The organism is Achromobacter sp. 2789STDY5608615, from assembly GCF_001298995.1.
GTDB classification, from domain to species: domain Bacteria; phylum Pseudomonadota; class Gammaproteobacteria; order Burkholderiales; family Burkholderiaceae_B; genus Achromobacter; species Achromobacter insuavis.
Genome location: NZ_CYTY01000010.1, coordinates 34,206 through 59,085 on the forward strand (window position 1 = coordinate 34,206; position 24,880 = coordinate 59,085).

At 66.7% G+C, this 24,880-nt stretch carries 32 protein-coding genes; 30 read left to right on the forward strand and 2 right to left on the reverse strand.

The annotated features are described in order from the left end of the window. Positions 1 to 265 precede the first annotated feature (265 nt). The 23 genes from AOZ49_RS10695 to AOZ49_RS10805 all read left to right on the forward strand — a co-directional run bounded on the left by AOZ49_RS10695 (position 266) and on the right by AOZ49_RS10805 (position 16,678). Positions 266 to 1,102 (forward strand): ABC transporter ATP-binding protein, encoded by an 837-nt coding sequence (locus AOZ49_RS10695; RefSeq protein ID WP_054475210.1) that lies wholly within the window; start codon positions 266 to 268, stop codon positions 1,100 to 1,102. After that, positions 1,099 to 1,887 (forward strand): lipid asymmetry maintenance ABC transporter permease subunit MlaE, encoded by a 789-nt coding sequence (mlaE, locus tag AOZ49_RS10700; RefSeq protein ID WP_006392341.1) that lies wholly within the window; start codon positions 1,099 to 1,101, stop codon positions 1,885 to 1,887. The genes AOZ49_RS10695 and mlaE overlap by 4 nt, the downstream gene beginning before the upstream one ends. A gap of 13 nt (positions 1,888 to 1,900) precedes the next feature. After that, positions 1,901 to 2,401 (forward strand): outer membrane lipid asymmetry maintenance protein MlaD, encoded by a 501-nt coding sequence (mlaD, locus tag AOZ49_RS10705; RefSeq protein WP_054433745.1) that lies wholly within the window; start codon positions 1,901 to 1,903, stop codon positions 2,399 to 2,401. Between the two features lie 86 nt (positions 2,402 to 2,487). After that, complete coding sequence (locus AOZ49_RS10710) at positions 2,488 to 3,285, forward strand: MlaA family lipoprotein (RefSeq protein WP_054433743.1); 798 nt, start codon at positions 2,488 to 2,490, stop codon at positions 3,283 to 3,285. Between the two features lie 38 nt (positions 3,286 to 3,323). Continuing rightward, positions 3,324 to 3,953 carry an MlaC/ttg2D family ABC transporter substrate-binding protein gene (locus tag AOZ49_RS10715; RefSeq protein ID WP_054433741.1) on the forward strand — a complete coding sequence of 210 codons (630 nt, stop codon included), beginning with the start codon at positions 3,324 to 3,326 and terminating at the stop codon, positions 3,951 to 3,953. A gap of 176 nt (positions 3,954 to 4,129) precedes the next feature. Then, positions 4,130 to 4,927 (forward strand): ABC transporter ATP-binding protein, encoded by a 798-nt coding sequence (locus AOZ49_RS10720; RefSeq protein WP_054433823.1) that lies wholly within the window; start codon positions 4,130 to 4,132, stop codon positions 4,925 to 4,927. Continuing rightward, complete coding sequence (locus AOZ49_RS10725) at positions 4,924 to 5,736, forward strand: ABC transporter permease (protein WP_006388063.1); 813 nt, start codon at positions 4,924 to 4,926, stop codon at positions 5,734 to 5,736. The genes AOZ49_RS10720 and AOZ49_RS10725 overlap by 4 nt, the downstream gene beginning before the upstream one ends. 5 nt (positions 5,737 to 5,741) lie before the next feature. Beyond that, positions 5,742 to 5,987, forward strand: a complete 246-nt coding sequence (locus AOZ49_RS10730; RefSeq protein ID WP_006392335.1) for a BolA family protein — start codon at positions 5,742 to 5,744, stop codon at positions 5,985 to 5,987. A gap of 2 nt (positions 5,988 to 5,989) precedes the next feature. Next, on the forward strand, positions 5,990 to 7,258 hold the full coding sequence (gene murA / locus AOZ49_RS10735; protein WP_054433739.1) for a UDP-N-acetylglucosamine 1-carboxyvinyltransferase: 1,269 nt from the start codon (positions 5,990 to 5,992) through the stop codon (positions 7,256 to 7,258). After that, a complete protein-coding gene (hisG, locus tag AOZ49_RS10740; protein ID WP_020925616.1) occupies positions 7,255 to 7,929 on the forward strand; it encodes an ATP phosphoribosyltransferase in 675 nt (224 codons plus the stop codon). Before murA ends, hisG begins: the two co-directional genes overlap by 4 nt. 45 nt (positions 7,930 to 7,974) lie before the next feature. Continuing rightward, complete coding sequence (gene hisD / locus AOZ49_RS10745) at positions 7,975 to 9,279, forward strand: histidinol dehydrogenase (RefSeq protein ID WP_054475212.1); 1,305 nt, start codon at positions 7,975 to 7,977, stop codon at positions 9,277 to 9,279. Further along, positions 9,276 to 10,367 carry a histidinol-phosphate transaminase gene (hisC, locus tag AOZ49_RS10750; RefSeq protein WP_054433736.1) on the forward strand — a complete coding sequence of 364 codons (1,092 nt, stop codon included), beginning with the start codon at positions 9,276 to 9,278 and terminating at the stop codon, positions 10,365 to 10,367. Before hisD ends, hisC begins: the two co-directional genes overlap by 4 nt. Before the next feature lie 12 nt (positions 10,368 to 10,379). Further along, a complete protein-coding gene (gene hisB, locus AOZ49_RS10755) occupies positions 10,380 to 10,967 on the forward strand; it encodes an imidazoleglycerol-phosphate dehydratase HisB (RefSeq protein ID WP_006388056.1) in 588 nt (195 codons plus the stop codon). A 37-nt stretch (positions 10,968 to 11,004) separates the two neighbouring features. Then, entirely contained in the window at positions 11,005 to 11,703 is a 699-nt protein-coding gene (hisH, locus tag AOZ49_RS10760; protein WP_054433734.1) for an imidazole glycerol phosphate synthase subunit HisH, read from the forward strand. Positions 11,704 to 11,771: 68 nt separating this feature from the next. Beyond that, on the forward strand, positions 11,772 to 12,512 hold the full coding sequence (gene hisA, locus AOZ49_RS10765) for a 1-(5-phosphoribosyl)-5-[(5-phosphoribosylamino)methylideneamino]imidazole-4-carboxamide isomerase (RefSeq protein WP_054433732.1): 741 nt from the start codon (positions 11,772 to 11,774) through the stop codon (positions 12,510 to 12,512). Then, positions 12,509 to 13,327 carry an imidazole glycerol phosphate synthase subunit HisF gene (gene hisF / locus AOZ49_RS10770; protein WP_054433730.1) on the forward strand — a complete coding sequence of 273 codons (819 nt, stop codon included), beginning with the start codon at positions 12,509 to 12,511 and terminating at the stop codon, positions 13,325 to 13,327. The genes hisA and hisF overlap by 4 nt, the downstream gene beginning before the upstream one ends. A gap of 2 nt (positions 13,328 to 13,329) precedes the next feature. Further along, on the forward strand, positions 13,330 to 13,734 hold the full coding sequence (gene hisI / locus AOZ49_RS10775; RefSeq protein WP_054433728.1) for a phosphoribosyl-AMP cyclohydrolase: 405 nt from the start codon (positions 13,330 to 13,332) through the stop codon (positions 13,732 to 13,734). Beyond that, the gene (locus AOZ49_RS10780) at positions 13,731 to 14,081 is read left to right on the forward strand and encodes a phosphoribosyl-ATP diphosphatase (RefSeq protein WP_054433726.1); all 351 of its coding nucleotides are present in this window, start codon (positions 13,731 to 13,733) and stop codon (positions 14,079 to 14,081) included. Before hisI ends, AOZ49_RS10780 begins: the two co-directional genes overlap by 4 nt. Positions 14,082 to 14,096: 15 nt before the next feature. Next, positions 14,097 to 14,465: a histidine triad nucleotide-binding protein gene (locus AOZ49_RS10785; RefSeq protein ID WP_049070563.1), complete on the forward strand. Its 369-nt coding sequence runs from the start codon at positions 14,097 to 14,099 to the stop codon at positions 14,463 to 14,465. Positions 14,466 to 14,479: 14 nt separating this feature from the next. Further along, positions 14,480 to 14,707 carry a Sec-independent protein translocase subunit TatA gene (tatA, locus tag AOZ49_RS10790; protein WP_054475213.1) on the forward strand — a complete coding sequence of 76 codons (228 nt, stop codon included), beginning with the start codon at positions 14,480 to 14,482 and terminating at the stop codon, positions 14,705 to 14,707. Positions 14,708 to 14,776: 69 nt separating this feature from the next. After that, complete coding sequence (gene tatB, locus AOZ49_RS10795) at positions 14,777 to 15,385, forward strand: Sec-independent protein translocase protein TatB (RefSeq protein ID WP_054475217.1); 609 nt, start codon at positions 14,777 to 14,779, stop codon at positions 15,383 to 15,385. Beyond that, on the forward strand, positions 15,382 to 16,173 hold the full coding sequence (gene tatC / locus AOZ49_RS10800) for a twin-arginine translocase subunit TatC (RefSeq protein WP_054475227.1): 792 nt from the start codon (positions 15,382 to 15,384) through the stop codon (positions 16,171 to 16,173). The genes tatB and tatC overlap by 4 nt, the downstream gene beginning before the upstream one ends. A gap of 103 nt (positions 16,174 to 16,276) precedes the next feature. Continuing rightward, positions 16,277 to 16,678, forward strand: a complete 402-nt coding sequence (locus AOZ49_RS10805) for a helix-turn-helix domain-containing protein (RefSeq protein ID WP_054433722.1) — start codon at positions 16,277 to 16,279, stop codon at positions 16,676 to 16,678. A gap of 107 nt (positions 16,679 to 16,785) precedes the next feature. Here AOZ49_RS10805 and AOZ49_RS10810 read toward each other — a convergent pair whose 3' ends face one another. Beyond that, positions 16,786 to 17,946, reverse strand: coding sequence for a trypsin-like peptidase domain-containing protein (locus AOZ49_RS10810; protein ID WP_054475230.1), 1,161 nt, complete (start codon positions 17,944 to 17,946; stop codon positions 16,786 to 16,788). Between the two features lie 19 nt (positions 17,947 to 17,965). Between AOZ49_RS10810 and AOZ49_RS10815 the strand changes: the two genes are divergently transcribed. Continuing rightward, positions 17,966 to 18,742: a Nif3-like dinuclear metal center hexameric protein gene (locus AOZ49_RS10815; RefSeq protein WP_054475232.1), complete on the forward strand. Its 777-nt coding sequence runs from the start codon at positions 17,966 to 17,968 to the stop codon at positions 18,740 to 18,742. Positions 18,743 to 19,147: 405 nt separating this feature from the next. Here the strand turns inward: AOZ49_RS10815 and mscL are convergent, their stop codons facing one another. Further along, positions 19,148 to 19,606 carry a large conductance mechanosensitive channel protein MscL gene (gene mscL / locus AOZ49_RS10820; RefSeq protein WP_054475234.1) on the reverse strand — a complete coding sequence of 153 codons (459 nt, stop codon included), beginning with the start codon at positions 19,604 to 19,606 and terminating at the stop codon, positions 19,148 to 19,150. Positions 19,607 to 19,746: 140 nt separating this feature from the next. On the opposite strand from mscL, the gene petA reads away from it, so the two are divergent. The 6 genes from petA (at position 19,747) to AOZ49_RS10850 (ending at position 24,831) form a co-directional block, all read left to right on the forward strand. Further along, entirely contained in the window at positions 19,747 to 20,388 is a 642-nt protein-coding gene (gene petA, locus AOZ49_RS10825; RefSeq protein ID WP_054475236.1) for a ubiquinol-cytochrome c reductase iron-sulfur subunit, read from the forward strand. Between the two features lie 74 nt (positions 20,389 to 20,462). Further along, positions 20,463 to 21,851 carry a cytochrome b gene (locus tag AOZ49_RS10830; RefSeq protein ID WP_054433713.1) on the forward strand — a complete coding sequence of 463 codons (1,389 nt, stop codon included), beginning with the start codon at positions 20,463 to 20,465 and terminating at the stop codon, positions 21,849 to 21,851. 24 nt (positions 21,852 to 21,875) lie between these two features. Then, positions 21,876 to 22,730: a cytochrome c1 gene (locus tag AOZ49_RS10835; RefSeq protein ID WP_054475238.1), complete on the forward strand. Its 855-nt coding sequence runs from the start codon at positions 21,876 to 21,878 to the stop codon at positions 22,728 to 22,730. 153 nt (positions 22,731 to 22,883) lie between these two features. Continuing rightward, positions 22,884 to 23,495, forward strand: coding sequence for a glutathione S-transferase N-terminal domain-containing protein (locus AOZ49_RS10840; RefSeq protein WP_006388039.1), 612 nt, complete (start codon positions 22,884 to 22,886; stop codon positions 23,493 to 23,495). Between the two features lie 12 nt (positions 23,496 to 23,507). Further along, entirely contained in the window at positions 23,508 to 23,951 is a 444-nt protein-coding gene (locus AOZ49_RS10845) for a ClpXP protease specificity-enhancing factor (protein WP_054433711.1), read from the forward strand. Positions 23,952 to 24,186: 235 nt separating this feature from the next. After that, positions 24,187 to 24,831 carry an imm11 family protein gene (locus AOZ49_RS10850; protein ID WP_054433709.1) on the forward strand — a complete coding sequence of 215 codons (645 nt, stop codon included), beginning with the start codon at positions 24,187 to 24,189 and terminating at the stop codon, positions 24,829 to 24,831. The last annotated feature ends 49 nt before the right edge of the window (positions 24,832 to 24,880 follow it).

A 24,880-nucleotide genomic window follows, 5' to 3' on the forward strand; every position in this document is an offset into this window, starting at 1 on the left:
GCGGTTCGGGGGCCCTGGGCGCCTCTATCGATTGTTCCCAATGGCGAAAACACTGTTCCATGGGCAGTCATATCGCACTGCGATGACAATTGGTCGGGCTACAATGGCCCCTCGCCGCCGGGTGCGACGGGTCTTTCCTCGTCCCCGGCATATGAGTAACAGGGCGCTTCCCGACGCAGCCCGTCTCGCTCGCGCCGGCCGGATGACCCGCCCCGCATGAGCGCGGCGGCAGGGCACCCGCCACCGAAACACCCTTTTGTTGCCCATGCCCGATCAAACCCGCAGCACCCCGGAATTCGCCCTGCGCCTGGAAGGTGTGGCGCTAGGCTACGGTGATTTCACCGTCTTGCGCGACATTTCCATGGAAGCGCGCTCGGGCCAGGTGGTCGCCATCATGGGCGGCTCGGGCTCCGGCAAGACCACGCTGCTGCGGGCCGCCACCGGCCAGCTCATCGCGCAACAGGGCACCGTGCTGGCGTTCGGCCAGGACATCGCCCGGGCCACGCCCGCCGAGCTGCAGTCCCTGCGCAAGCGCATGGGCGTGCTGTTCCAGCAGGGCGCGCTGTTCACCGACCTGAACGTGTTCGAGAACGTCGCCTTCCCGCTGCGCGAACACACCACGCTGGCCGAATCCGAAATCACCGCCCGCGTGCTCGACAAGCTCGACGCCGTGGGCCTGCGCGCCGCCGCCCACCTGAAGGTGGCCGAAGTCTCCGGCGGCATGGCCCGCCGGGTGGCGCTGGCCCGCGCGGTGGTGCTGGAACCCGAACTGATCCTGTACGACGAACCCTTCGCCGGCCTCGACCCGATCTCGCTGGGCATCACCGCCCGCCTGATCCGCAGCCTGGCCGACCGCCTGGGTTGCGCCTCGGTGCTGATCACCCACGACGTGCACGAATCGTTCGCGATCGCCGACCAGGTCTACCTGGTGGGGCAGGGCCAGCTCAAGGCCGCCGGCAGTCCCGAGAGCCTGTCGGCCTCGCAGGACCCCTACGTGCAGCAATTCCTCAAGGGCGAACCCGACGGTCCGGTCGCGTTCCAGTACCCCGAAACGCCGGCCTTCCAGAAGTGGCTGTCGCAACAACAAGGGCGCAAGGCATGAGCGGATCCAACAACGCCGTGAGCGCGCTGGGCGGCTGGGTGCGCACCCGCATCGCCGGCATCGGCTACTTCACCCGTTTCTTCGGCGCCATGCTGGCGCGCAGCGGCATCGCGCTGTCGCGGCCGCGGCTGGTGTCGCAGCAAATCCATTTCATCGGCAATTTTTCGCTGCTGATCATCGCCGTGTCCGGCATGTTCGTGGGCTTCGTGCTGGGCCTGCAGGGCTATTACACGCTGAACCGCTACGGCGCCGAGGAATCGCTCGGCCTGCTGGTGGCGCTGTCGCTGGTGCGCGAACTGGGGCCGGTGGTGACCGCGCTGCTGTTCGCCGGCCGCGCCGGCACCTCGCTGACCGCCGAGATCGGCCTGATGAAGGCCGGCGAGCAATTGTCGGCCATGGAAGTGATGGCGGTCGACCCGATGCGCCGCGTGCTGGTGCCGCGCCTGTGGGGCGGCATCATCGCCATGCCGATCCTGGCCGCCGTGTTCTCCATGGTGGGCATCCTGGGCGGCTGGGTGGTCGGCGTGCTGATGATCGGCGTCGACGCCGGCGCCTTCTGGTCGCAGATGCAGGGCGGCGTCGATGTCTGGAACGACGTCCTGAACGGCGTCATCAAAAGCCTGGTCTTCGGCGTCACGGTGACGCTGGTGGCGCTTTACGAAGGCTGGCAGGCCAAGCCCACCCCCGAAGGCGTCGCCCGCGCCACCACCCGCACGGTGGTGGTGGGTTCGCTGGCGGTGCTGGGGCTGGACTTCCTGCTGACCGCCTTGATGTTTGGAAACTGATTACGGATCGATCATGTCTCGCGAAAAAACCGATTTCTGGGTAGGCCTGTTCGTCTTGCTGGGCGCGGCCGCGCTGGCGTTCCTGGCGTTGCGCGCCGGCAACTTGAGCACCTTTTCTTTTGCCCCCACCTATACGCTGACGGCCAATTTCGATAACGTAGGCGGCCTCAAAGTGCGTGCGCCCGTGAAAAGCGCCGGGGTCGTGGTCGGCCGGATCTCCAAGATCTCCTTCGACGACAAGACCTTCCAGGCGGTCGTCGCGATGAACCTGGAAACCGCCTACCAGTTTCCCAAGGACTCCTCCGCGGCCATTCTCACCTCGGGCCTGCTTGGCGAGCAGTACCTGGGCCTGACGCCGGGCAGCGAAGACGACAATCTGGCCGAGGGTGGCAAAATCCGCTATACCCAAAGCGCCGTGGTGCTGGAACAGCTGATCAGCAAGTTCCTGTACGGCTCGGCCGAGAAGGAAGGCACGAACGCGGCTGGCGCCCCGGAAGCGAAAGCGCCGAATTAAAGAGGATCCGTCACGCCCGGCTACAACCCGATGCTTGACGCACGCTGCAATAAGAATACAAATCTGCTGATAGGGATGCCCTGATCATGAACAAGAAAGCTCTCTCCCGCATCGCCACCGTCGCCGCCGCCGGCGCACTGATGGCCGGTTGCGCCGCGCCGCAACATCCGGACCCGCGCGATCCCTGGGAAGGCTTCAACCGCGGCGTCTACAAGTTCAACGACACCGTCGACCGCGCGGTCTTCAAGCCGGTGGCGCAGGCCTACACCTACGTCACGCCGGAGCCGGTGCGCAGCTGTGTCCACAACATCTTCAGCAACGTCGGCGACCTCTGGTCGGGCACCAACAGCTTCCTGCAGGGCCGCGGCCACGACTTCGTCAACACGCTCGGCCGCTTCCTGTTCAACACCACCATGGGCGTGGGCGGCTGCTTCGACGTCGCCTCGGCCAACGGCGCGCGCAAGATCCCGAACGACTTCGGCACCACGCTGGGCGTCTGGGGCTTCAGCCAGGGTCCGTACCTGGTGCTGCCGTTCTTCGGTTCGGCCAGCGTGCGCGACGGCGTCGGCCTGGTCGGCGACTGGCAGGGCCGCATGCACGGCTACATGGGCGTGAGCGCCATCGACAATGTGCCGCTGCGCAATTCGCTGTGGGGCCTGGAAGTGGTCGACACGCGCGCCAGCCTGCTCAACGCCACCGACACCATCGACCGCGTGGCGCTGGATCCGTACAGCTTCGTGCGCGATGCCTACCTGCAGCGCCGCGCCGCGATGGTCAACGGCCAGCGCGTGGACGACGAATCCCTGCCCAACTACGAAGACGACGAAGACGCTCCCGCCAACAAGGACAAGGGCGACGCGGCAGCGAAGCCCGCAAACAAGTAAGCTGTCGGATCGCGTTATCCGTATTGCAAGGAGTCTCCATGTCGTTTTCTTTTTTCCCCCTGCTCCAGCGCCTGGCGTTTGCCGGCCTGCTGGGACTGGCGGCATCCGCCGCCGTGCAGGCGAAACCCGACGCGCAGGGCGCGCCTGACCAGTTCGTGCTGGGCGCCGCCAATGAAGCCCTGGACGTCCTGAAGGCCGATGGCGCCGTCAAGGCCGGCAACACCGCCCGCATCAACCAGGTCGTGAACGAACACATCCTGCCCTACGTCAACTTCCAGAAGACGACGCGGCTGGCCGCCGGCCGCTACTGGCGCCAGGCCACCGAACAGCAGCGGACCGCCCTGGCCGACGCCTTCCGCGGCACGCTGGTGCGCACCTACAGCGGCGCGCTGACGCGCGTCACGTCCGGCACCACGGTCACGGCCCTGCCGTTCCGCGGCGACCCCAAGTCCGACGACGTGGTCGTGCGCACGCTCATCAGCCAGCCCAACGGCCAGCCGGTCGGCGTCGACTACCGCCTGGAAAAGACGCCCCAGGGCTGGAAGATCTACGACATGAACGTCGAAGGCATCTGGCTGATCGAGAACTACCGCAACCAGTTCGCCCAGCAGATCAACCAGAACGGCATCGACGGCCTGATCCAGGCGCTGAACCAGCGCAACCAGTAACGATCCCGTCCGGCTTGTCCCGGCCCGGCGCGCCCCTGCGGTCCGCCGGGCCTGTCATTTTTAGGGACGGATAAGCGCGCTGCGCCCCCACGGCCGCCGGGGCTATCGGCGCCTCGCGTAGCGGGGCGCTTATATAATGATCAATTCGCTCTTTGCCGGGCACCCTCGCCGCCGTCATGTCTGCCGTCAGTCTTGAGAACGTCTCCAAAATCTACTCGCCGCGCCGCAGCGGCTGGGGCAAGCTCACCGGGCGCGCGCCCGGCGCCGGCTTCCAGGCGCTCGACAACGTCAGCCTGAACATCGAGCACGGCGAGTTCTTCGGCCTGCTCGGGCCCAACGGCGCCGGCAAGACCACCCTCATTTCCATCCTGGCCGGGCTGGCGCACGCCACCGCCGGCCGCGCCACCGTCTGTGGCTACGACGTCGTGGCCGACTACAAGTCGGCACGGCGGGCCCTGGGCGTCGTGCCGCAGGAACTGGTCTACGACCCGTTCTTCACCGTGCGCGAGACGCTGCGCATCCAGTCCGGTTATTTCGGCCTGCGCAAGAACGACGACTGGATCGACGAGATCCTCTTCAACCTGGGCCTGGCCGACAAGGCCAACTCGAACATGCGCGCGCTGTCCGGCGGCATGAAGCGCCGCGTGCTGGTGGCGCAGGCGCTGGTGCACCGCCCGCCGGTCATCGTGCTGGACGAACCCACCGCCGGCGTCGACGTGGACCTGCGCCGCACCCTGTGGGAATTCATCTCGCGCCTGAACAAGGCCGGCCACACCATCATGCTGACCACCCACTACCTGGAAGAAGCGGAAGCCCTGTGCGGCCGCATCGCCATGCTCAAGGGCGGCCGCATCGTGGCGCTGGACACCACCCAGGCGCTGCTGGCCCGCGTCGGCGGCGTCGACCTCGAGGACGCCTTCGTGCGCATCATGCACCAGGACGACGCCCCGCAACCCGAAGAGATTCCGCAATGACGCAGCCCGCCGCCAATGCCAGCCAGCCGCTGGTGCAGCCCCGCCTGGACGCGGGCTCGGGCTTTCCGACCCTGCTGCGCAAGGAATTGCTGCGCTTCTGGAAGGTCAGCTTCCAGACCATCGCCGCGCCCGTCATCACCGCGCTGCTGTACCTGCTGGTGTTCGCCCACGTGCTGGAAGGGCGCGTCATGGTCTACGGCAGCGTGCCGTACACCGCGTTCCTGATCCCCGGGCTCATGATGATGAGCATGCTGCAGAACGCCTTCGCCAACCCTTCGTCGTCGCTGATCCAGAGCCGCATCACCGGCAACCTGGTGTTCATGCTGCTGCCGCCGCTGTCGCACCGCGACATCTTCGCCGCCTACGTGCTGGCGGCCGTGGTGCGCGGCCTGGCCGTGGGCCTGTGCGTGTGGGTGGTGGCGCTGTTCTTCGTCTCGCTGGTGCCGTCCAATCCGCTGTGGCTGCTGGTGTTCGCGGTGCTGGCCTGCGGCATCATGGGCGTGCTGGGCCTGATCGCCGGCCTCTGGTCCGAGAAATTCGACCAGCTGGCGGCGTTCCAGAACTTCCTCATCATGCCGGCCACCTTCCTGTCCGGCGTGTTCTATTCCATCCATACGCTCCCGGCCTTCTGGCAGGGGGTGTCCCACTGGAACCCCATCTTCTACACCATCGACGGCTTCCGCTACGGATTCTTCTCGGTGTCGGACGTCTCCCCCTGGCGCAGCCTGGCGGTGGTGACGGGGGTGTTCCTCGCGCTTTCGATCTATGCGCTGCGGCTCCTGGCCAGCGGCTACAAACTCAGGAACTGACGTCCATGCTTCCCACTCCCGCGCAAGTCCGCCAATACATCGCGGACGGCCTGCCCTGTGAACACCTCGACGTACAGGGCGACGGCTCGCATTTCGACGCGGTCATCGTCAGCACCGCCTTCGAAGGCAAGCGCCTGATCCAGCGCCATCAACTGGTCTACGCGGCGCTGGGCGACCGCATGAAGGCCGAGATCCACGCCTTGTCGATGCGCACCCTGACCCCGGCCGAATACACCCAGGCGGGCAAGTGACCATGGACAAACTCCGCATTACCGGCGGCGCGCGGCTGCATGGCGAAATCACCATCTCCGGCGCCAAGAACTCGGCGCTGCCGATCCTGTGCGCCGGCCTGCTGACGGCCGACGCGCTGACCATCTCGAACGTCCCGCACCTGAACGACACCGCCACCATGCTGCGCCTGCTGGGCCGCATGGGCGTGCGCGCCGAGCGCGGCAGCGACGGCATCGTGACGCTGCAGGCCGACCGCGTCGACAGCCTCGAAGCGCCGTACGACCTGGTCAAGACCATGCGCGCCTCGATCCTGGTGCTGGGTCCGCTGGTGGCGCGCTTCGGCGAGGCCCGCGTCAGCCTGCCCGGCGGCTGCACCATCGGCCAGCGGCCGGTGGACCAGCACATCAAGGGCCTGGCGGCCCTGGGCGCCGACATCAGCATCGAGCACGGCTTCGTGGTGGCGCGCGCCAAGCGCCTGAAGGGCGCCTCGATCCGCACCGACATGGTCACCGTCACCGGCACCGAGAACCTGCTGATGGCCGCGGTGCTGGCCGAGGGCCAGACGGTGCTGGAAAACGCCGCCCGCGAACCCGAGGTGGTGGACCTGGCCGAGCTGCTCATCAAGATGGGCGCCCGCATCCAGGGCCACGGCACCGACCGCATCGTGATCGACGGCGTCGAGCGCCTGCACGGCGCCGAGCACCGCGTGATCTCCGACCGCATCGAGGCCGGCACCTTCCTGTGCGCCGTGGGCGCGGCGGGCGGCGACATCGTGCTGCGCAACACCGACGCCGGCATCCTCGGCGCCACGCTCGACAAGCTGACCGAAGCCGGCCTGACCATCGAGACCGGCCCCGACTGGATCCGCGGCGCCATGTCGACGCGCCCCAAGGCCGTCGGCTTTCGCACCCATGAGTACCCCGGCTTCGCCACCGACATGCAGGCCCAGGTGATGACGCTGAACACGGTGGCCGAAGGCACCTCGGTGATCGTCGAGAACATCTTCGAGAACCGCTACATGCACGTGCAGGAACTGCGCCGCATGGGCGCGGACATCGACATCGACGGCCACACCGCCATCGTCCGCGGCATCGCTCGCCTGTCGGGCGCGACGGTCATGGCCACCGACCTGCGGGCCTCGGCCAGCCTGGTCATCGCCGGCCTGGCCGCCGACGGCGACACGCTGGTCGACCGCATCTACCACCTGGATCGCGGCTACGATCGGATGGAAGTCAAGCTGCGCGCCCTGGGCGCCAATATTCAACGCGTTACCGGCAAGGAATCGGCATGAGCAATGCCCCGCTCGCCCCCCTGACCCTGGCTCTGTCCAAGGGGCGCATCTTCGAAGAAACCATGCCTCTGCTGGCGGAAGCCGGCATCGAGGTGCCCGAGAACCCCGAAAGCTCGCGCAAGCTGATCCTGCCGACCAGCGATCCCGGCCTGCGCCTGATCATCGTGCGCGCCTCGGATGTGCCGACCTACGTGCAGTACGGCGCGGCCGACCTCGGCATCGCCGGCAAGGACGTGCTGATCGAGCACGCCGCGCAGCAGCCCGGCGGCCTGTACCAGCCGATCGACCTGAACATCGCCAAGTGCCGCCTGGCCGTGGCCGTGCGCAACGGCTTCGACTACGAAGCCGCGGTGCACCAGGGCGCGCGCCTGCGCGTGGCCACCAAGTACGTGCAGTCAGCCCGTGAACACTTCGCCTCAAAGGGTGTGTACGTCGACATCATCAAGCTGTATGGTTCGATGGAACTGGCGCCGCTGGTGGGCCTGGCCGACTGCATCGTGGACCTGGTGTCCACCGGCGGCACGCTGCGCGCCAACGACCTGGTCGCGGTCGAGGACATCATGCCGATCTCCTCGCGCCTGATCGTCAACCAGGCCGCGCTGAAGACCCGCGGCGAACGCCTGCAACCGCTGCTGGACGCTTTCGAGCGCGCCGCCTCCCGCAACGCCTGACCCAGGCCGCCGCCCCGCGCGGCGTCCGCCACCCGCCTGAACGCCATGGCCCTGATCAATCGTCTCGACTCCCGCGATCCCGGATTCGCATCCGCCCTGTCCAAGCTGCTGGCCTTCGAGGCCACCGAGGACGAGTCCATCGACCGCGCCGCCGCCGGCATCCTGGCCGACGTGCGCGCCCGCGGCGACGCCGCGCTGGTGGAATACACCCAGCGCTTCGACCGCATGCCGCATGCGTCAGCGGACGCGCTCGAAATCCCCAAGGCCGACTGGCATGCGGCCCTGGCCGCGCTGCCGGCCGCCCAGCGCGACGCGCTGCAGGCCGCCGCCGAGCGCGTGCGCCGCTACCACGAGCGCCAGCGCGCCGAGACCTGGACCTACACCGAGGCCGACGGCACGCTGCTGGGCCAGCAGGTCACGCCGCTGGACCGCGTCGGCCTGTACGTGCCGGGCGGCAAGGCCGCGTATCCCTCGTCGGTGCTGATGAACGCCATCCCGGCCAAGGTCGCCGGCGTGCAGGAACTGGTCATGGTCACGCCCACGCCGGACGGCGCGCGCAACCCGATCGTGCTGGCCGCGGCCGCCATCAGCGGCGTCGACCGCGTGTTCGCCATCGGCGGCGCGCAGGCCGTCGGCGCGCTGGCCTACGGCACCGCCACCGTGCCGGCCGTGGACAAGATCGTCGGCCCGGGCAACGCCTACGTGGCCGCCGCCAAGCGCCGCGTGTTCGGCGTGGTCGGCATCGACATGATCGCCGGCCCCAGCGAAATCCTGGTGATCTGCGACGGCAAGACGCCGGCCGACTGGATCGCCATGGACCTGTTCTCGCAGGCCGAGCACGACGAACTGGCTCAGTCCATCCTGCTGTGCCCGGACGCCGCCTTCATCGCCGAGGTCGAGGCCGCCATCGCCCGCCTGCTGCCGACCATGCCGCGCGCCGACATCCTGCGCACCAGCCTGGCCAACCGCGGCGCGCTGATCCAGGTGCGCGACCTGGACGAAGCCTGCCGCATCGCCAACGACATCGCCCCGGAACACCTGGAGATCTCCACCGAGCAACCGGAAATCTGGACCGCCAGGATCCGCCACGCCGGCGCCATCTTCATGGGCCGCTTCAGTTCGGAAGCCCTGGGCGACTACTGCGCCGGCCCCAACCACGTGCTGCCGACCTCGCGCACGGCCCGTTTCTCGTCGCCGCTGGGCGTCTATGACTTCCAGAAGCGCTCCAGCCTGATCCAGGTCTCGCACCAGGGCGCCCAGACGCTCGGCCGCATCGCCGCCGAACTGGCGCTGGGCGAAGGCCTGCAGGCCCACGCCGCCAGCGCCCAGTACCGGATCGACCAGCCATGAGCGAGGTCGCCGGCCGCATCGCCGGCACCATCCGGCCCGACATCCGTGAACTGAGCGCGTATCCGGTGGCGCACGCCGAAGGCTGCATCAAGCTGGACGCGATGGAGTCGCCCTACGAACTGCCCGAGGCGGTGCGCGACGACCTGGCCCGCGTGCTGCGCGATACGCCGCTGAACCGCTACCCGGCCGCCGACCTGTCCGAACTGCGCCAGGCCGTGAAAGCGGCCTTCGGCGTGCCCGCGGCCGCCGGCGTGCTGTTCGGCAACGGCTCGGACGAGTTGATCCACATCGTGGTGCAGGCCTGCTGCAACCCGGGCGAGGTGGTGCTGGCGCCGTGGCCGTCGTTCGTCTATTTCGACATGGCGGCGCGCTTCGACCACGCCCGCTTCGTCGGCGTGCCGCTCGCCGACGATCTGTCCCTGGATCTTCCGGCCATGCTGGCCGCGATCCGCGAGCACCAGCCCAAGGTGGTGTTCCTGGCCGTGCCCAACAACCCCACCGGCGGCGCCTGGTCTGACGCCGACATGGCCGCCATCATCGCCGCCGCCCCCGGCCTGGTGGTGGTGGACGAGGCCTACCAGCCCTTCACCGACCGCAGCTGGATGCCGCGCCTGCTGGACGCGCCCAACGTGGTGGTGATGCGCACGGTGTCCAAGATCGGCCTGGCGGGCCTGCGCTTCGGCTACCTGGCCGGCCATCCCGACTGGGTCGCCGAGCTGGACAAGGTGCGCCCGCCCTACAACCTGGACGTGCTGACCCAGGCCGCGCTGCTGACGGTGCTGCGCCACAAGCCGGTGCTGGACGCGCAGGCCGCCCGCCTGCGCGCCGACCGCGAGCCGCTGGCCGCGGCCCTGGCGGCGCTGCCCGGCGTCAGGGTATTCCCTTCCGCCGCCAACTTCGTACTCGCCCGCTTTTCCGGCAAGCTGGACGGCAACGCCGTGCATCTTGCCTTGAAACAGCGCAAAATATTGGTTCGTAACTTCTCCAACGCCCATCCGCTCCTGGCCGGCTGCCTCCGCATCTCGGTAGGTTCCCCGGACGAGAACGCCGCTTTGCTATCGGCACTGCAAGACATCCTGAGTGCCTAATCGAGTCCTGACATGCGTACCGCAGAGATCACCCGCAACACCAACGAAACCCGCATCCGCGTGGCCATCAACCTGGATGGCACCGGCAAGCAGACGATCGACACGGGCGTGCCCTTCCTGGACCACATGCTGGACCAGATCGCGCGCCACGGCCTGATCGACCTCGACATCAAGGCCGAGGGCGACCTGCACATCGATGCGCATCACACGGTGGAAGACGTGGGCATCACGCTGGGCATGGCCATCGCCAAGGCGGTCGGCACCAAGGCCGGCCTGCGCCGCTACGGCCACGCCTACGTGCCGCTGGACGAAGCGCTGTCGCGCGTGGTGGTCGATTTCTCGGGCCGTCCCGGCCTGGAATACCACATCCCCTTCACGCGTTCGCACATCGGCGCCTTCGACGTCGACCTGACGCGCGAATTCTTCCAGGGCCTGGTCAACCACGCGCTGATCACCCTGCACATCGACAACCTGCGCGGCACCAACGCCCACCACCAATGCGAGACGGTCTTCAAGGCCTGTGGCCGCGCGCTGCGCATGGCCATCGAAGTCGACCCGCGCATGGGCGACGTCGTCCCCTCGACCAAGGGCGTGCTGTAACGTCCGCGACCTCCCGCCACGCATCAGGTAAATCGAAGTGACCACTATCGCCATCGTCGACTACGGAATGGGCAATTTCCACTCCGTCGCGCGCGCGCTCAAGTACGCCGCCCCCGACGCGGACATCCGCATCTGCAACCAGCCCCATGAAATCGACGCGGCCGACCGCGTGGTGTTTCCCGGGCAGGGCGCCATGGCGGACTGCATGCGCACCCTGAATGAATCCGGCCTGCGCGAAGCGGTCGTCAAGGCCGCCCGCAGCAAGCCGCTGCTGGGCGTCTGCGTGGGCGAACAGATGCTGTTCGACGCCAGCGAAGAGGGCGCCACCCCGTGCCTGGGCCTGTTCCCCGGCGTGGTGCGGCGCTTTGCCGGTCCGCGCTTCGCCGACCTGGCCGCCGGCGACGACCAGGCCTGCCTGGCCGACACCGGCGCCGCCGGCCCGGTCGACGCCCGTCCCGAACTGCTGAAAGTCCCGCACATGGGATGGAACAAAGTCCGCCAGACGCGCTCTCACCCTATCTGGGACGGCATTCCGGACGACACGCATTTCTATTTCGTCCATAGTTATTACGCCGACCCGGCCGATACGAGCCTGACCGTTGGTGAAACCGATTATGGCGTCGCCTTTACCTGCGCGGTGGCGGCAGCTAACATTTTCGCGGTGCAGTTCCACCCCGAGAAGAGCGCCGAGCACGGTTTGCGCCTGTATCGCAATTTTGTAGACTGGCAGCCGTAAGCCACTAGCACTCCGCTGCGGCACACACGCTGCAGCCCGTTCAACCCCATATTTTCCCGCTGCCCACCATGCTGCTGATCCCCGCCATCGATCTCAAAGACGGACGCTGCGTGCGTCTGCGCCAGGGCGACCTGGACGATGTAACGGTGTTCTCCGAAGACCCCGCCTCCATGGCCTCCAAATGGCTCGAACAGGGCGCGCGCCGCCTGCACCTGGTCGACCTGAACGGCGCCGTCGTCGGCAAGCCCAAGAATGAAGCGCCCATCAAGGCCATCCTGGACGCCGTCGGCGACGACATCCCCGTCCAGATCGGCGGCGGCATCCGCGACCTCGACACCATCGAGCGCTACCTCGACGCCGGCATTTCCTACGTCATCATCGGCACCGCCGCGGTCAAGAACCCGGGCTTCCTGCAGGACGCCTGCGGCGCCTTCCCCGGCCAGATCATCGTCGGCCTGGATGCCCGCGACGGCAAGATCGCCACCGACGGCTGGAGCAAGCTGACCCGCCACGACGTGCTCGACCTGGCCAAGAAGTTCGAGGACTACGGCTGCGAAGCCATCATCTACACCGACATCGGCCGCGACGGCATGCTGTCGGGCGTGAACGTCGAGGCCACCGTGCGCCTGGCGCAGCACGTGCGCATCCCCGTGTACGCCTCGGGCGGCATCGCCGGCATCCAGGACATCGAAGCGCTGTGCGCCGTCGAGGAAGAGGGCGTCGAAGGCGCCATCCTGGGCCGCAGCATCTACGAAGGCACGCTCAACTTCCAGGCGGCGCAGGCCCGCGCCGACGAATTGGCCAAATGACCACCTCCAGCAGTACCTCCGGGGCGGGCGCGCCCGCCCAGAGCGCGCTGACCCGCCGCATCATTCCCTGCCTTGACGTCACCGCCGGCCGGGTCGTCAAGGGCGTCAACTTCGTCAACCTCGCCGATGCCGGCGATCCCGTCGAGATCGCCCGCCGCTACAACGAGCAGGGCGCCGACGAGCTCACCTTCCTGGACATCACCGCCACCAGCGATGGCCGCGACCTGATCCTGCCCATCATCGAGCAGGTCGCCTCGCAGGTCTTCATCCCCCTGACGGTGGGCGGCGGCGTGCGCCAGGTGTCGGACATCCAGCGCCTGCTCAACGCCGGCGCCGACAAGATCAGCATCAACAGCGCCGCCGTGGCCAATCCGGAACTGGTGCGCGCGGCCTCCGACTACCACGGCTCGCAATGCGTGGTGGTGGCGATCGACGCGCGCCGGGTCTCGGCCGCGGGCGAACCGCCGCGCTGGGAAGTGTTCACCCATGGCGGCCGCAAGGCCACCGGGCTGGACGCCGTGGCATGGGCCCGCCGCATGGCCGCCTACGGCGCCGGCGAGATCCTGCTGACCAGCATGGACCGCGACGGCACCAAGTCGGGCTTCGACCTGGAACTGACCCGCGCCGTGTCCGACGCGGTGCCGGTGCCCGTCATCGCCTCGGGCGGCGTCGGCTCGCTGCAGCATCTGGCCGACGGCGTCACCACGGGCCGCGCCAGCGCGGTGCTGGCCGCCAGTATTTTCCACTTCGGCCAGCACACGGTCGGCGAGTGCAAGCGTTTCATGGCCGAGCAGGGCATTGCAGTGAGGATGTGAAGATGAGCAACGAACCCAGCTGGATGGCCGACGTCGTCTTCGACGAAAACGGCCTGATCCCCGCCATCGCGCAGGACGCCGACAACGGCCAGATCATGATGGTGGCCTGGATGAACCGCGAATCGCTGGCCGAGACCGCCGCCACCGGCCGCGCGGTGTACTGGTCGCGTTCGCGCCAGCGCCTGTGGCGCAAGGGCGAGGAATCCGGCCACGTGCAGCAGGTGCACGAGCTGCGCCTGGACTGCGACGGCGACGTGGTGCTGCTCAAGGTGCACCAGGAAGGCGGCATCGCCTGCCACACCGGCCGCGCCAGCTGCTTCTACCGCCGCCTGGAAGGCCAGACCGACCAGGCCACCTGGGTCACGGTCGACCCGGTGCTGAAAGACCCCGAGCTGATCTACAAATGACCGATTCGCCCCTGACCGCCCACGACATCCTGGCCCGCATCGCCGACACCCTGGAAACCCGCCGCCCCGAAAATGGCGGCGACCCCAAGGCCTCGTACGCGGCCAAGCTGCTGTCCAAAGGCCCCGACGCCTTCCTCAAGAAGATCGGCGAGGAAGCCACCGAACTGGTCATGGCCGCCAAGGATGGCGTGCCCGAGCGCATCGTCAGCGAAACCGCCGACCTGTGGTTTCATTGCCTGGTCGCGCTGACGCACTTCAACCTGCGGCCCGACGACGTGCTGGCCGAACTGGCCCGCCGCGAAGGGCTGTCGGGCCTGGCCGAGAAGGCCAGCCGTCCCCAGGACTGACACGGAACCGCAAAAATGAGCGCCAACTGTATCTTCTGCAAGATCGCCGCCGGCGAGATCCCGTCCAAGAAGGTCTACGAGGACGAGGACTTTGTTGCATTCCACGATATCAACCCGGCCGCGCCGGTGCATTTATTGCTGATCCCTCGACGTCATGTCACATCCATGCAGGATATTACGGCCGAGGACGCAGGTTGGTTGGGTAGAATGATGGCATTGGCGCCGCGGCTTGCCGCTGAAAACGGTTGCACCCCGGGCCCTGATGGCGGGTTTCGCATCATGATCAATTCTGGCGTCGAAGGCGGCCAGGAAGTCCCGCATCTGCATTTCCACATCATCGGCGGTCAGCGACCCTGGAAAGGGCGCATGGCCCCCACTGCGTAATACGGAGAACCATCATGGGTAGCTTTAGCATTTGGCATTGGCTGGTCGTTCTGGTCATTGTGGCGCTGATTTTCGGCACCAAGAAACTGCGCAACATCGGTTCCGACCTGGGCGGCGCCGTCAAGGGCTTCAAGGAAGGCATGAAGGACGCCAACGGCGAGAAGCCGGCCGAGCCCATCGTCCAGCAGCGCGTCGCCGGCGACACCATCGACGTGCAGGCCAAGGAAAAGTCCAACACCTGAGCGCCTGCTCCCCCGGGCCCGGCCTGAACCGGCCGGCCCTAATTGCCTCAATTCCCGAGCGGCCGTCGAATGTTTGATGTCAGCCTCACTGAACTGATGGTGATCGGCGTCGTCGCGCTGATCGTCATCGGCCCCGAACGCCTGCCCAAGGTCGCCCGTACGGTCGGCCACCTGCTGGGCCGCGCGCAGCGTTACGTCAATGACGTGAAATCCGATATCCAGCGCGAGATCGAGCTGGACGAACTGCGCAAATTCAAGAGCGAAATGGAGACCGCGGCACAGGATGTGCACCAGTCCCTGAACGATACCCACAACGCCTTGCAGGAGCCGGTGCAGCAATTCCGCGCCGAGCTCGACGAAGTCGCCCGCGAAGCCAGCGGCAAGCCCGCGCTGACGGCCGGCGCCGAATCCGCCGCCCCCGCCGACCCGCACGCCACGCCCGCCAATACCGCAGGCACCGGCGCCACGCCGGCCTCGTCGGCCGAGCCGCCGCGCATCATCGCGCCGCCCAACCCGAACCTGAGCCTGGACCTGGATCCGCCCGCCGCCGCGCCAGCCGCCCAGCCCGCTCCCGCCCCGCAACCCGCGCCGACCCCGGCGCCCGCGGCCAACGCGCCCGCCGCCAGCGACAACCCGCCGGCCCCCAAGCCCGCCACGCCCCCCGGAACCGCAACGTGACCCAGGACGCCTCCCAAGAAGACGGCCAGCAGGAAAGCTTCATCTCCCACCTGGTCGAACTGCGCACCCGCCTGCTGCGCGCCGTCGGCGCGGTGGTGGTGGTGTTCGTCATCCTGTTCATCTACCCCGGCGCCTCCGCCATCTACGACGTGCTGGCCCAGCCCATGCTGGCCTCGCTGCCGCAGGGCACGCGCATGATCGCCACCGGCGTCATCACGCCCTTCATGGTGCCGGTCAAGGTCACCATGATGGCCGCCTTCATCGTGGCGCTGCCGGTGGTGCTGTACCAAGCCTGGGCCTTCGTCGCGCCCGGCCTGTACAAGCACGAGAAGCGCCTGGCGCTGCCGCTCATCATCTCCAGCACGCTGCTGTTCATCGCGGGCATGGCGTTCTGCTATTTCGTGGTGTTCCGCACGGTCTTCCACTTCATCGCCACCTTCGCGCCGCAATCGATCACGCCGGCGCCGGACATCGAGGCCTACCTGAGCTTCGTCATGACCATGTTCATGGCGTTCGGCATCACCTTCGAGGTGCCGGTGGCCGTGGTGCTGCTGGTGCGCATGGGCGTGGTGGAGCTGTCCAAGCTCAAGAGCGCGCGCGGCTACGTGGTGGTCGGCGCCTTCATCATCGCCGCGGTGGTGACGCCGCCGGACGTGGTCAGCCAGTTCATGCTGGCGGTGCCGCTGTGCCTGCTGTACGAGCTGGGACTGATCTGCGCGCGCATGGTCACGCCCAAGGCCGGGGCCGACGAGGCCGCCAACGATGGCTCGCTGACCGAACGCAACTGAGCGCCGCGCGTTCAAGCGAAGCGGGGCCGATGGCCCCCGTTTTTTTTGCACAAACGGACGGTTTCCGCTTGTCCCGCGCGGGCTGCAAACTTACATTGCGGCCATGTCGCTCGCCCTACGCCTGCGCACCCTGATGCGGTGGCGCGGCATCAAAAGCCAGAACCAGCTCGCCCGCATCTCCGGCGTGCCGCAGTCCTGCATCCACCGCATCCTCACCCGCGAGGGAGGCTATGCGCCCACCCGCGCCACGCTGCTGCGGCTGGCGCAGGCGCTGGACACGCAGGTGCCCTGGCTGGCCGACGGCATGGTCGTGCAGACCGCCGCCGCGCCCCCGGTCCAGGAAGACACTCAATCCGACGCCTACAGCGCGGAAATCTGCGCGCTGCTGAAGCACCAGCCCGAGGCCATGCGCAAGCGCGTGCTGCAAGTGGTGCGCCTGGTGCTCGATGCCCCTTGCCGTCCGCGCCGCGCTGGCGCATCGCGGCAGTCTCAGGCCCGCCCATAGCGGCATCGACGGCTCGCCCGCCACTTCCGACTCTCGTCCGCGACGGTCGCCTGGCTGTCTCGTCCGCGGTCATCGCCTGGCTGGCGTATCCCCCAGCGACCGCCACGTTATCGCGGCAACCCCGGGCGCGTGCCCACCATCACCGTCAGCTCGGCCACCTTGCCGCCGCGCAACACGCCCAGCGTCGCGCGCTGTCCCGGCGTCAGCTGCGCGATCTCGGCCAGCAGCCCCGACGTGTCCATCATCGGCTTGCCGTTCACCGTCTGCACGATGTCGCCCACGCGCAGGCCGCCCTTGGCGGCCGGGCCGTCGCGCAGCACGCCGGCGATGATCACGCCGCGGGCATCGCGCTCCAGCTGGAACGCGCGCGCCAGTTCGGCCGTCAGGTCCTGCGGCTCCACGCCCAGCCAGCCGCGCTTGACGCCGCCGGTCTTGACGATCTCGTCCATGACCTTGCGGGCGATGTCGATCGGCGTGGCGAAACCGATGCCCATCGACCCGCCCGACTCCGAATAGATCGCGGTGTTGATGCCCACCAGGTTGCCCTGCGCATCCACCAGCGCGCCGCCCGAGTTGCCCGGATTGATGGCGGCATCGGTCTGGATGAAGTTCTCGTAGGTATTCAGGCCCAGCCCGTTGCGGCCCAGCGCCGACACGATCCCCTGCGTGGTGGTCTGCCCCACGCCGAACGGATTGCCGATCGCCAGCACCACGTCGCCCACCCGCAGGCCGCGGTCCGGCGCCAGCGTGGCCGCCGGCAGGTTGCGCAGACTGGCCAGCTTCAGCACCGCCAGGTCGGTGTCCGGATCGGCGCCCACCACCTTGGCCGTGTCCTTGCGCCCGTCCGCCAGCGCCACCTCGATGGCGTCGGCCGCCTGCACCACGTGATAATTGGTCAGCACATAGCCATCGTGATTGACCGCCACGCCCGAGCCCAGGCTGGTGCTGGCCTGGCGCCGGCTCACGCCCGGCACCTGGCCGAACAGCTGGCGCAGGATCGGATCGTCCGGCAGCGGCACCAGCGGCACGTCCACGTGCTTGGTGGTGTAGACATTGACCACCGACGGCGCGGCGCGCGCCACGCCATCGGCATAGGACACCGTCCCCGCCACCGGCCGCGCGGCCGCGGCAACCGGTGGCAGCGTCGCCGCGGGCGCGGCGTCCGGCCCGACCAGCCGCAGCAGATCCGGCCGCAAGGTGGTGACGACGAATAGAATACCCAGGCAGACCGTGACGGCCTGAGCGAAGATCAGCCAATATCGGCGCATGTTTCTGATAGGACTAGCAATGAGTAAAGTGGACTCCCACGTCCTGGCCGCCTGGCTGGACGACACCCTGCAAGCCGCCCGTTTCAAGGACTACTGCCCCAACGGGCTGCAGGTGGAAGGCCGATCCGAAGTCGGACACATTATCACCGGTGTCACCGCCAGCGAAGCCCTGTTGCGCATCGCCGTCGAACGCGGCGCCGACGCGGTGCTGGTCCACCACGGCTGGATGTGGCGCAACGAGGACCGCCGCGTCATCGGCACCCGCCGCACCCGCATGGCGCTGGCCCTGAAGAACGACCTCAATCTCTACGCCTACCACCTGCCCCTGGACGCCCATCCCACCCTGGGCAACAACGCCCAGCTGGCCCGCGTCCTCGGCCTGGAACCCGAGCGCCGCGACGATGGCGCGCCGCGCACCTGTGGCCCCGACAATCTGGTCTGGCTGGGCACCGCCCCCGACCTGGCCACCGTCGGCCAGCTCGCCGCCCGCATCCAGCAACGCCTGGGCCGCCAGCCCCTGGTCGTCGGCAACCCCGACCAGCCCGTCGCCCGCATCGCCTGGTGCACCGGCGGCGCCCAAGGCATGCTCGCCGACGCCATCGACGCCGGCGCCACCGCCTACATCACCGGCGAAGCCTCCGAATCCACCTTCCACCTCGCCCAGGAAACCGGCGTCGCCTTCCTCGGCGCCGGCCACCACGCCACCGAACGCTACGGCATCCAAGCGCTAGGCCAGGCCGTGGCCGAACGCTTCGGCATCAAGGTGGAATTCGTAGACCTGGACAACCCGGTGTAACCGGCCCCCTCCGCCCCGCAAGCGCGCAGCGCACACCCTCCCACGCCCTCAGAAGCACGTATGCCAAAGCCGGCTGCCCGCGCAGCCGGCTTTGGCGGGCACCACAACCCTCTCCCATGCCCCTTCGGTCCAGCAGCGCATGAAACCTCGAAACCGGTAGCCCGGCGCGGGTGGCGCACAGGCGGGCGCGCCGTCAGATGCGCCCGACGGAAACCGAAGGAGTCGCCGCAGGCGAGGACGAGGTTGAGGACGGGGCAGTCCGGAGCGAACGCTCCGGACCGCAATCGCAGGCGCACCCGCCTGTGCGCCACCCGCGCCGGGCGGCCTACGAAGCCCGCAACGTCCGCAAACAAACAACCGCTGAACCAATAAAAAAGCGCCCCGCAGGGCGCTCTTCCATTCACCTCAAGGCTGCTTCTTCAACAAATCCCGAATCTCGCGCAACAACGCCACATCCTCGGGCGTGGCAGCAGGCGCGGCGGGCGCCGGCGCTTCCTCGGCCTTGGTGCGCGCCTTGTAGATGGCCCTCACCATCCAGAAGATCACAAACGCCAGCAACACGAAGTTGATGATGATCGTGACGAAATTCCCCCACGCGAAAACGTTCGCCCCCGCCTTGGTCAGATCGGCATACGTCATCGGCCCGTTGTAACCGGCCGGCATCGACAGCACCAGGAACTTGTTCGAAAAATCGACGGAACCGCCAAGCACGAAGTTCACCAGCGGCATGACGATATCCTTGACCAGTGAGTCGACGATTCTGCCGAAAGCCGCCCCAATGATCACACCAACCGCCAAATCGACCGCATTGCCTTTGACAGCGAAATCTCGGAATTCTTTGACGAAACCAGTCGCTTTGCTCATAAAAGCACTCCCTTCGTGATACGCCCACCAGTAGGCTGGCGCTATAATACGCGGTTGCTATGTTGTTACATATTCCCGCGAAGCCGATGCCGCAGAAGTGATGCTACTCGTAGAGCGGGCGCATCAACAAGGATAGGAAGATGAGTCAGGATACGCTGGTGCATGATGATGACGGTGCGGTTGATCCAAATCTGCCGCCCGATCCTTCGCGACGTTTCTGGGTAACCACCGCCTGTGCTGTGGGTGGCGTAGCAGGTGTCGCAACGGCAATACCGCTTGTGAGCACGTTTTCCCCTTCTGAAAAAGCCCGCGCCGCCGGCGCCCCCGTCGAAGTCGACGTGGGCGACATTCCCGTCGGCACCATGAAAACCGTGGAATGGCGTGGCAAGCCGGTCTGGATCATCCACCGGTCTCCTGAACAGATCGCCGGCCTCAAGACCCAGGACGCGCTCCTGGCGGATCCCAACTCCAAACGGCCCGGCTTCACTCCCAAATACGCAGAAAACGAAGGTCGGTCACGCAAGCCCGAACTGTTCGTCTGTGTTGGCATCTGTACCCATCTGGGCTGCTCGCCCACCTCGCACTTCGAAACAGGCGGCAGTGGCGGCATGGGCGCTTCCTGGCAAGGCGGATTCCTCTGTCCGTGCCACGGCTCCACGTTCGACCTGGCAGGCCGGGTCTACAAGAACAAGCCCGCTCCCGATAATCTCGAAGTTCCGCCGTACCAGTATCTCACCGACTCCCGCATCATCGTGGGCGTCGATGAAGACAACAAGGCCTGACGCACGCGTCGCGCTTTTTTCCCGAATTACGTAAGTAAAACAAATACGCCACGTATTAGAGAAGGAGCCGTTACATGGCTGGCGAGAAAACCGTCGAGACGACAGGCCTGTTGGGCTGGCTGGATCGGCGCTTCCCGGTGACCTCCACCTGGAAAGCGCATCTGTCCGAATACTACGCACCGAAAAACTTCAACTTCTGGTATTTCTTCGGCTCGCTGGCACTCCTGGTGCTGGTGCTGCAGATCGTGACCGGCATTTTCCTGGTCATGCACTACAAACCGGACGCCGAGCGCGCGTTCCAATCCGTCGAATACATCATGCGCGAAGTCCCGTGGGGCTGGCTGGTGCGCTACATGCACTCGACCGGCGCCTCGATGTTCTTCGTCGTCGTCTACCTGCACATGCTGCGCGGCCTGCTCTATGGCTCGTACCGCAAGCCGCGTGAACTGGTCTGGATCTTCGGCGTCGCGATCTTCCTCTGTCTGATGGCCGAAGCATTCTTCGGCTACCTCCTGCCGTGGGGCCAGATGTCCTACTGGGGCGCACAGGTGATCGTGAACCTGTTCGCGGCCATCCCGTTCATCGGCCCCGAGCTGTCGATCTGGATCCGCGGCGACTACGTCGTGTCCGACGCCACGCTGAACCGCTTCTTCGCCTTCCACGTCATCGCCATTCCGCTGGTGCTGGTGGGCCTGGTGGCGGCCCACCTGGTGGCGCTGCACGAAGTCGGCTCGAACAACCCGGACGGCATCGAGATCAAGGAAGGCCCCAAGGACAAGTACGGTCGCCCGAAAGATGGCATTCCGTTCCATCCGTTCTACACGGTGCACGACCTGGTCGGCGTCGCGGGCTTCCTGCTGGTGTTCGCCTTCATCGTGTTCTTCGCGCCGGAAATGGGCGGGTACTTCCTGGAGTTCAACAACTTCATCCCGGCCGACTCGCTCAAGACGCCGCCGCACATCGCCCCGGTCTGGTACTTCACGCCGTTCTACTCGATGCTGCGCGCCACCACCGACGAGTTCACGTGGGTGCTGGCCGGTGCCTCGGTGCTGGGCGCCATCGCGCTGCTCCTCAAGAGCAACCTGAAGGGCTTCATGCGCATCGCCGTCCCCGGCATCCTGATCGTCGTGGCCGTGCTGCTGCGCGTGATCGACGCCAAGTTCTGGGGCGTGGTCGCCATGGGCGGCACCGTGGTCATCCTGTTCTTCCTGCCGTGGCTGGACCATTCGCCGGTCAAGTCGATCCGCTACCGCCCCACCTGGCACAAGTGGATCTACGGCATCTTCATGGTCAACTTCCTGGTGCTCGGCTACATCGGTACGCAGCCGCCCAGTCCGCCGTTGAACATCACGTCGCAGATCGGCACGCTGCTGTACCTGGCATTCTTCTTCCTGATGCCGGTCTGGAGCCGCCTGGGCACTTTCAAGAAAGTGCCCGACCGCGTGACGTTCCACGCCCACTGAGCCCACGAAAATAACGGACTGACCATGATCAAGAAGCTGATTGGTGCCGTGGCGTTGATGCTGCTCACGTGTACCGCCACGTTCGCCGCCGAGGGCGGCTATCCGCTGGACAAGGCGCCTTACCGCGTCAACGACATGGCGTCGCTGCAAAACGGCGCCAAGCTGTTCGTCAACTACTGTCTGAACTGTCACAGCGCATCGTCGATGCGCTACAACAAGCTCAAGGACATTGGCCTGACCGACCAGCAAATCAAGGAAAGCCTGCTGTTCACCGGCGAAAAGGTCGGCGACATGATGAATGTCGCCATGACCGCCAAGGACGCCAAGAAGCGGTTTGGCACGACGCCCCCGGACCTGTCCGTGATCGCCCGCGCCAAATCCGTCAACGCCGGCCCCTCGGGTTCCGACTACATCTACACCTATCTGCGTACGTTCTACCGCGACACCTCGCGCGCCACGGGCTGGAACAACCTGGTCTTCCCGGCCGTGGGCATGCCGCACGCGCTGTGGGAACGCCAGGGTCCGCGCGAGCTGACCACGGTGGCGATGCACGAGGTCGAAGGCAAGGAAGGCGCGCCGAAGTCGTGGGAACGGGTCACGACGGTGTACGATGCGCAAGGTTTTTCCACGGTCAAGGCCGAGCCGGTAGCCAGCTACCACGGCCATGCCACCTTCGAGGCCAAATTCAAGGCCGCCAACCCGGCCCAAATCGCAACATACGACAACGACGTCGCCGACCTGACCGCGTTCATGTCCTGGATGGCCGAACCCGTCCAGACCTTCCGCGTCCAGCTGGGCGTCGGTGTCATGTTGTTCCTGCTCTTGTTCTTCCTGGTGATGTGGCGCCTGAACGCCTCTTACTGGAAACACGTGCGCTAACCGCAACGCCCCGCCAGGCGTATCCGCCCCCATTTTCGCCAGGGTGGATAATGGCGGGTTAGGGCTGTACGCCTACCCCCCGCCTGGCAATCGGGGCCAGCGCCTGCTAGATTAGGGCGCTGGCCTTTCGTTTTTCATAAAGGATTTATCGCCATGATGGTGCTCTATTCCGGAACCACGTGTCCGTTTTCGCAACGCTGCCGCTTCGTGTTGTTTGAAAAGGGCATGGATTTCGAGATCCGCGACATCGACCTGTACAACAAGCCCGAAGACATCTCGGTGATGAACCCGTACGGTCAAGTGCCCATTCTGGTCGAGCGCGACCTGGTCCTGTACGAGTCGAACATCATCAACGAGTACATCGACGAGCGCTTCCCGCACCCGCAGCTCATGCCGGCCGATCCGGTCATGCGCGCCCGCACCCGCCTGTTCCTGTACAACTTCGAGAAAGAGCTGTTCGTCCACGTCTCGACGCTGGAAGACCGCAGCGCCAAGCCCGACGAGAAGAAGCTGGCCAACGCCCGCCAGAACATTCGCGACCGCCTGGCCCAGCTGGCCCCGATGCTGCTCAAGAACAAGTACATGCTGGGCGAGGAATTCTCCATGCTCGACGTGGCCGTGGCCCCGCTGCTGTGGCGCCTGGACCACTACGGCATCGAACTGCCCAAGAACGCGGCTCCGCTGCAAAAGTACGCCGAACGCATCTTCTCGCGCCCGGCCTACATCGAAGCGCTGACGCCTTCGGAAAAAGTGATGCGTCGCTAAGGTTGCCGCGTGATGGGTGAAACTTCGACCAAACCGTATCTGATCCGCGCGCTGCACGAATGGTGCACCGATAACGGCTACACGCCGTACATCACCGTGCAGGTCGACGAGCACACCATGGTGCCCGTCGCCCACGTGCGCGACGGCCAGATCACCCTGAACGTGGGTACGCTGGCCACCAACCGTCTGGTGCTGGGCAACGAATTCATCGAATTCCAGGCCCGCTTCAGCGGCGTGACCGAAAACGTCTACGTGCCGGTGGGCGCCGTCAGCGCCATCTATGCGCGCGAAACCGGCGCCGGCATGGGCTTCGAAGTGCAGCCCTACGAGCCGCCGGCTCCGGGCGCGCAGAACACGTCCGAGACCGTCCCGTCCGAAGCCGAGGCGGATGCCGTCTCCGGCGATGACGGCGGCGACGACGAGCCCAAGCGTCCGCGCCTGACCATCGTCAAGTAATCCGGCAGGTCCCCCGCGCCGCCCCGGCCTCAGGCCCGGGCGGCGCGGTCACGTCTGGCCGCCGCCGGCGTGATTCGCCATTGCATGGCGATTTTTTGAAACCCAGGATAAGAGTGCGTATCATTTGCATATCTGGGCAAAATCCCGTCTCATACGCCTGAACCGCGCTCGCGTGGCCTGCCGCGTCCGTTGCGGCGCACACCGTCCCCGGCCTTCCAGGAGTGATGCCCCGCCCATGCCGTACCTGATCGGAATGACGCCCGCCGGCGGCGTATCGACCCAGTTCATGCCGCAGATAGACCGCCAGCTGGTCGCCAAGCTGTGCCTGTTCGATACCCTGTCGGACGACGATCTTGCCCGCATCCCGCGCCAGATCCGTCTGACCTTGCGCAGCACCGGCCGCGTCCCCGCGATCGTGGGATGGGACGGCGGGCCGTTCCTGGTCAATGCACGCGTGCGCGAACTGATGGAAACGCTCGAGCCCGACACGCACCGCTTCCTGCCGGTCGAGGCCGAGACCATGATCGTCGGCCGCAAGAGCCGCCCGTTCCGCACCTACCACCTGCTGCTGTGCCCGCCGCGCGTGGACGCCGTCATCATCGAGAAGACCGAGTTCTCCAAAGGCATGGGCCGGGCCGGCTACGAAGCCGGCGGCTGTTTCTCGTTCCTGAAGGGCACGCCGCTGGTGCTGGACCGCGGCGCCATCCAGGACCGCTGCTTCTGGCGCCTGCCGCGCCAATTCGGCGTCAGGCCAGCCTATCCGCACAGCGGCATCAGCGGCTATTTCTGCTCGGATGAATTCTGGCGCGCCCTGCGCGCGGAGCGCCTGGGCGGCTGGGAAGCCAAGCGGCGTTGCGCGACGGGCGCACGCCCGGAATGACGCGCATGCACGCCGGAAAGAATCTCCTTTTTTCATTACAATGCAGTCC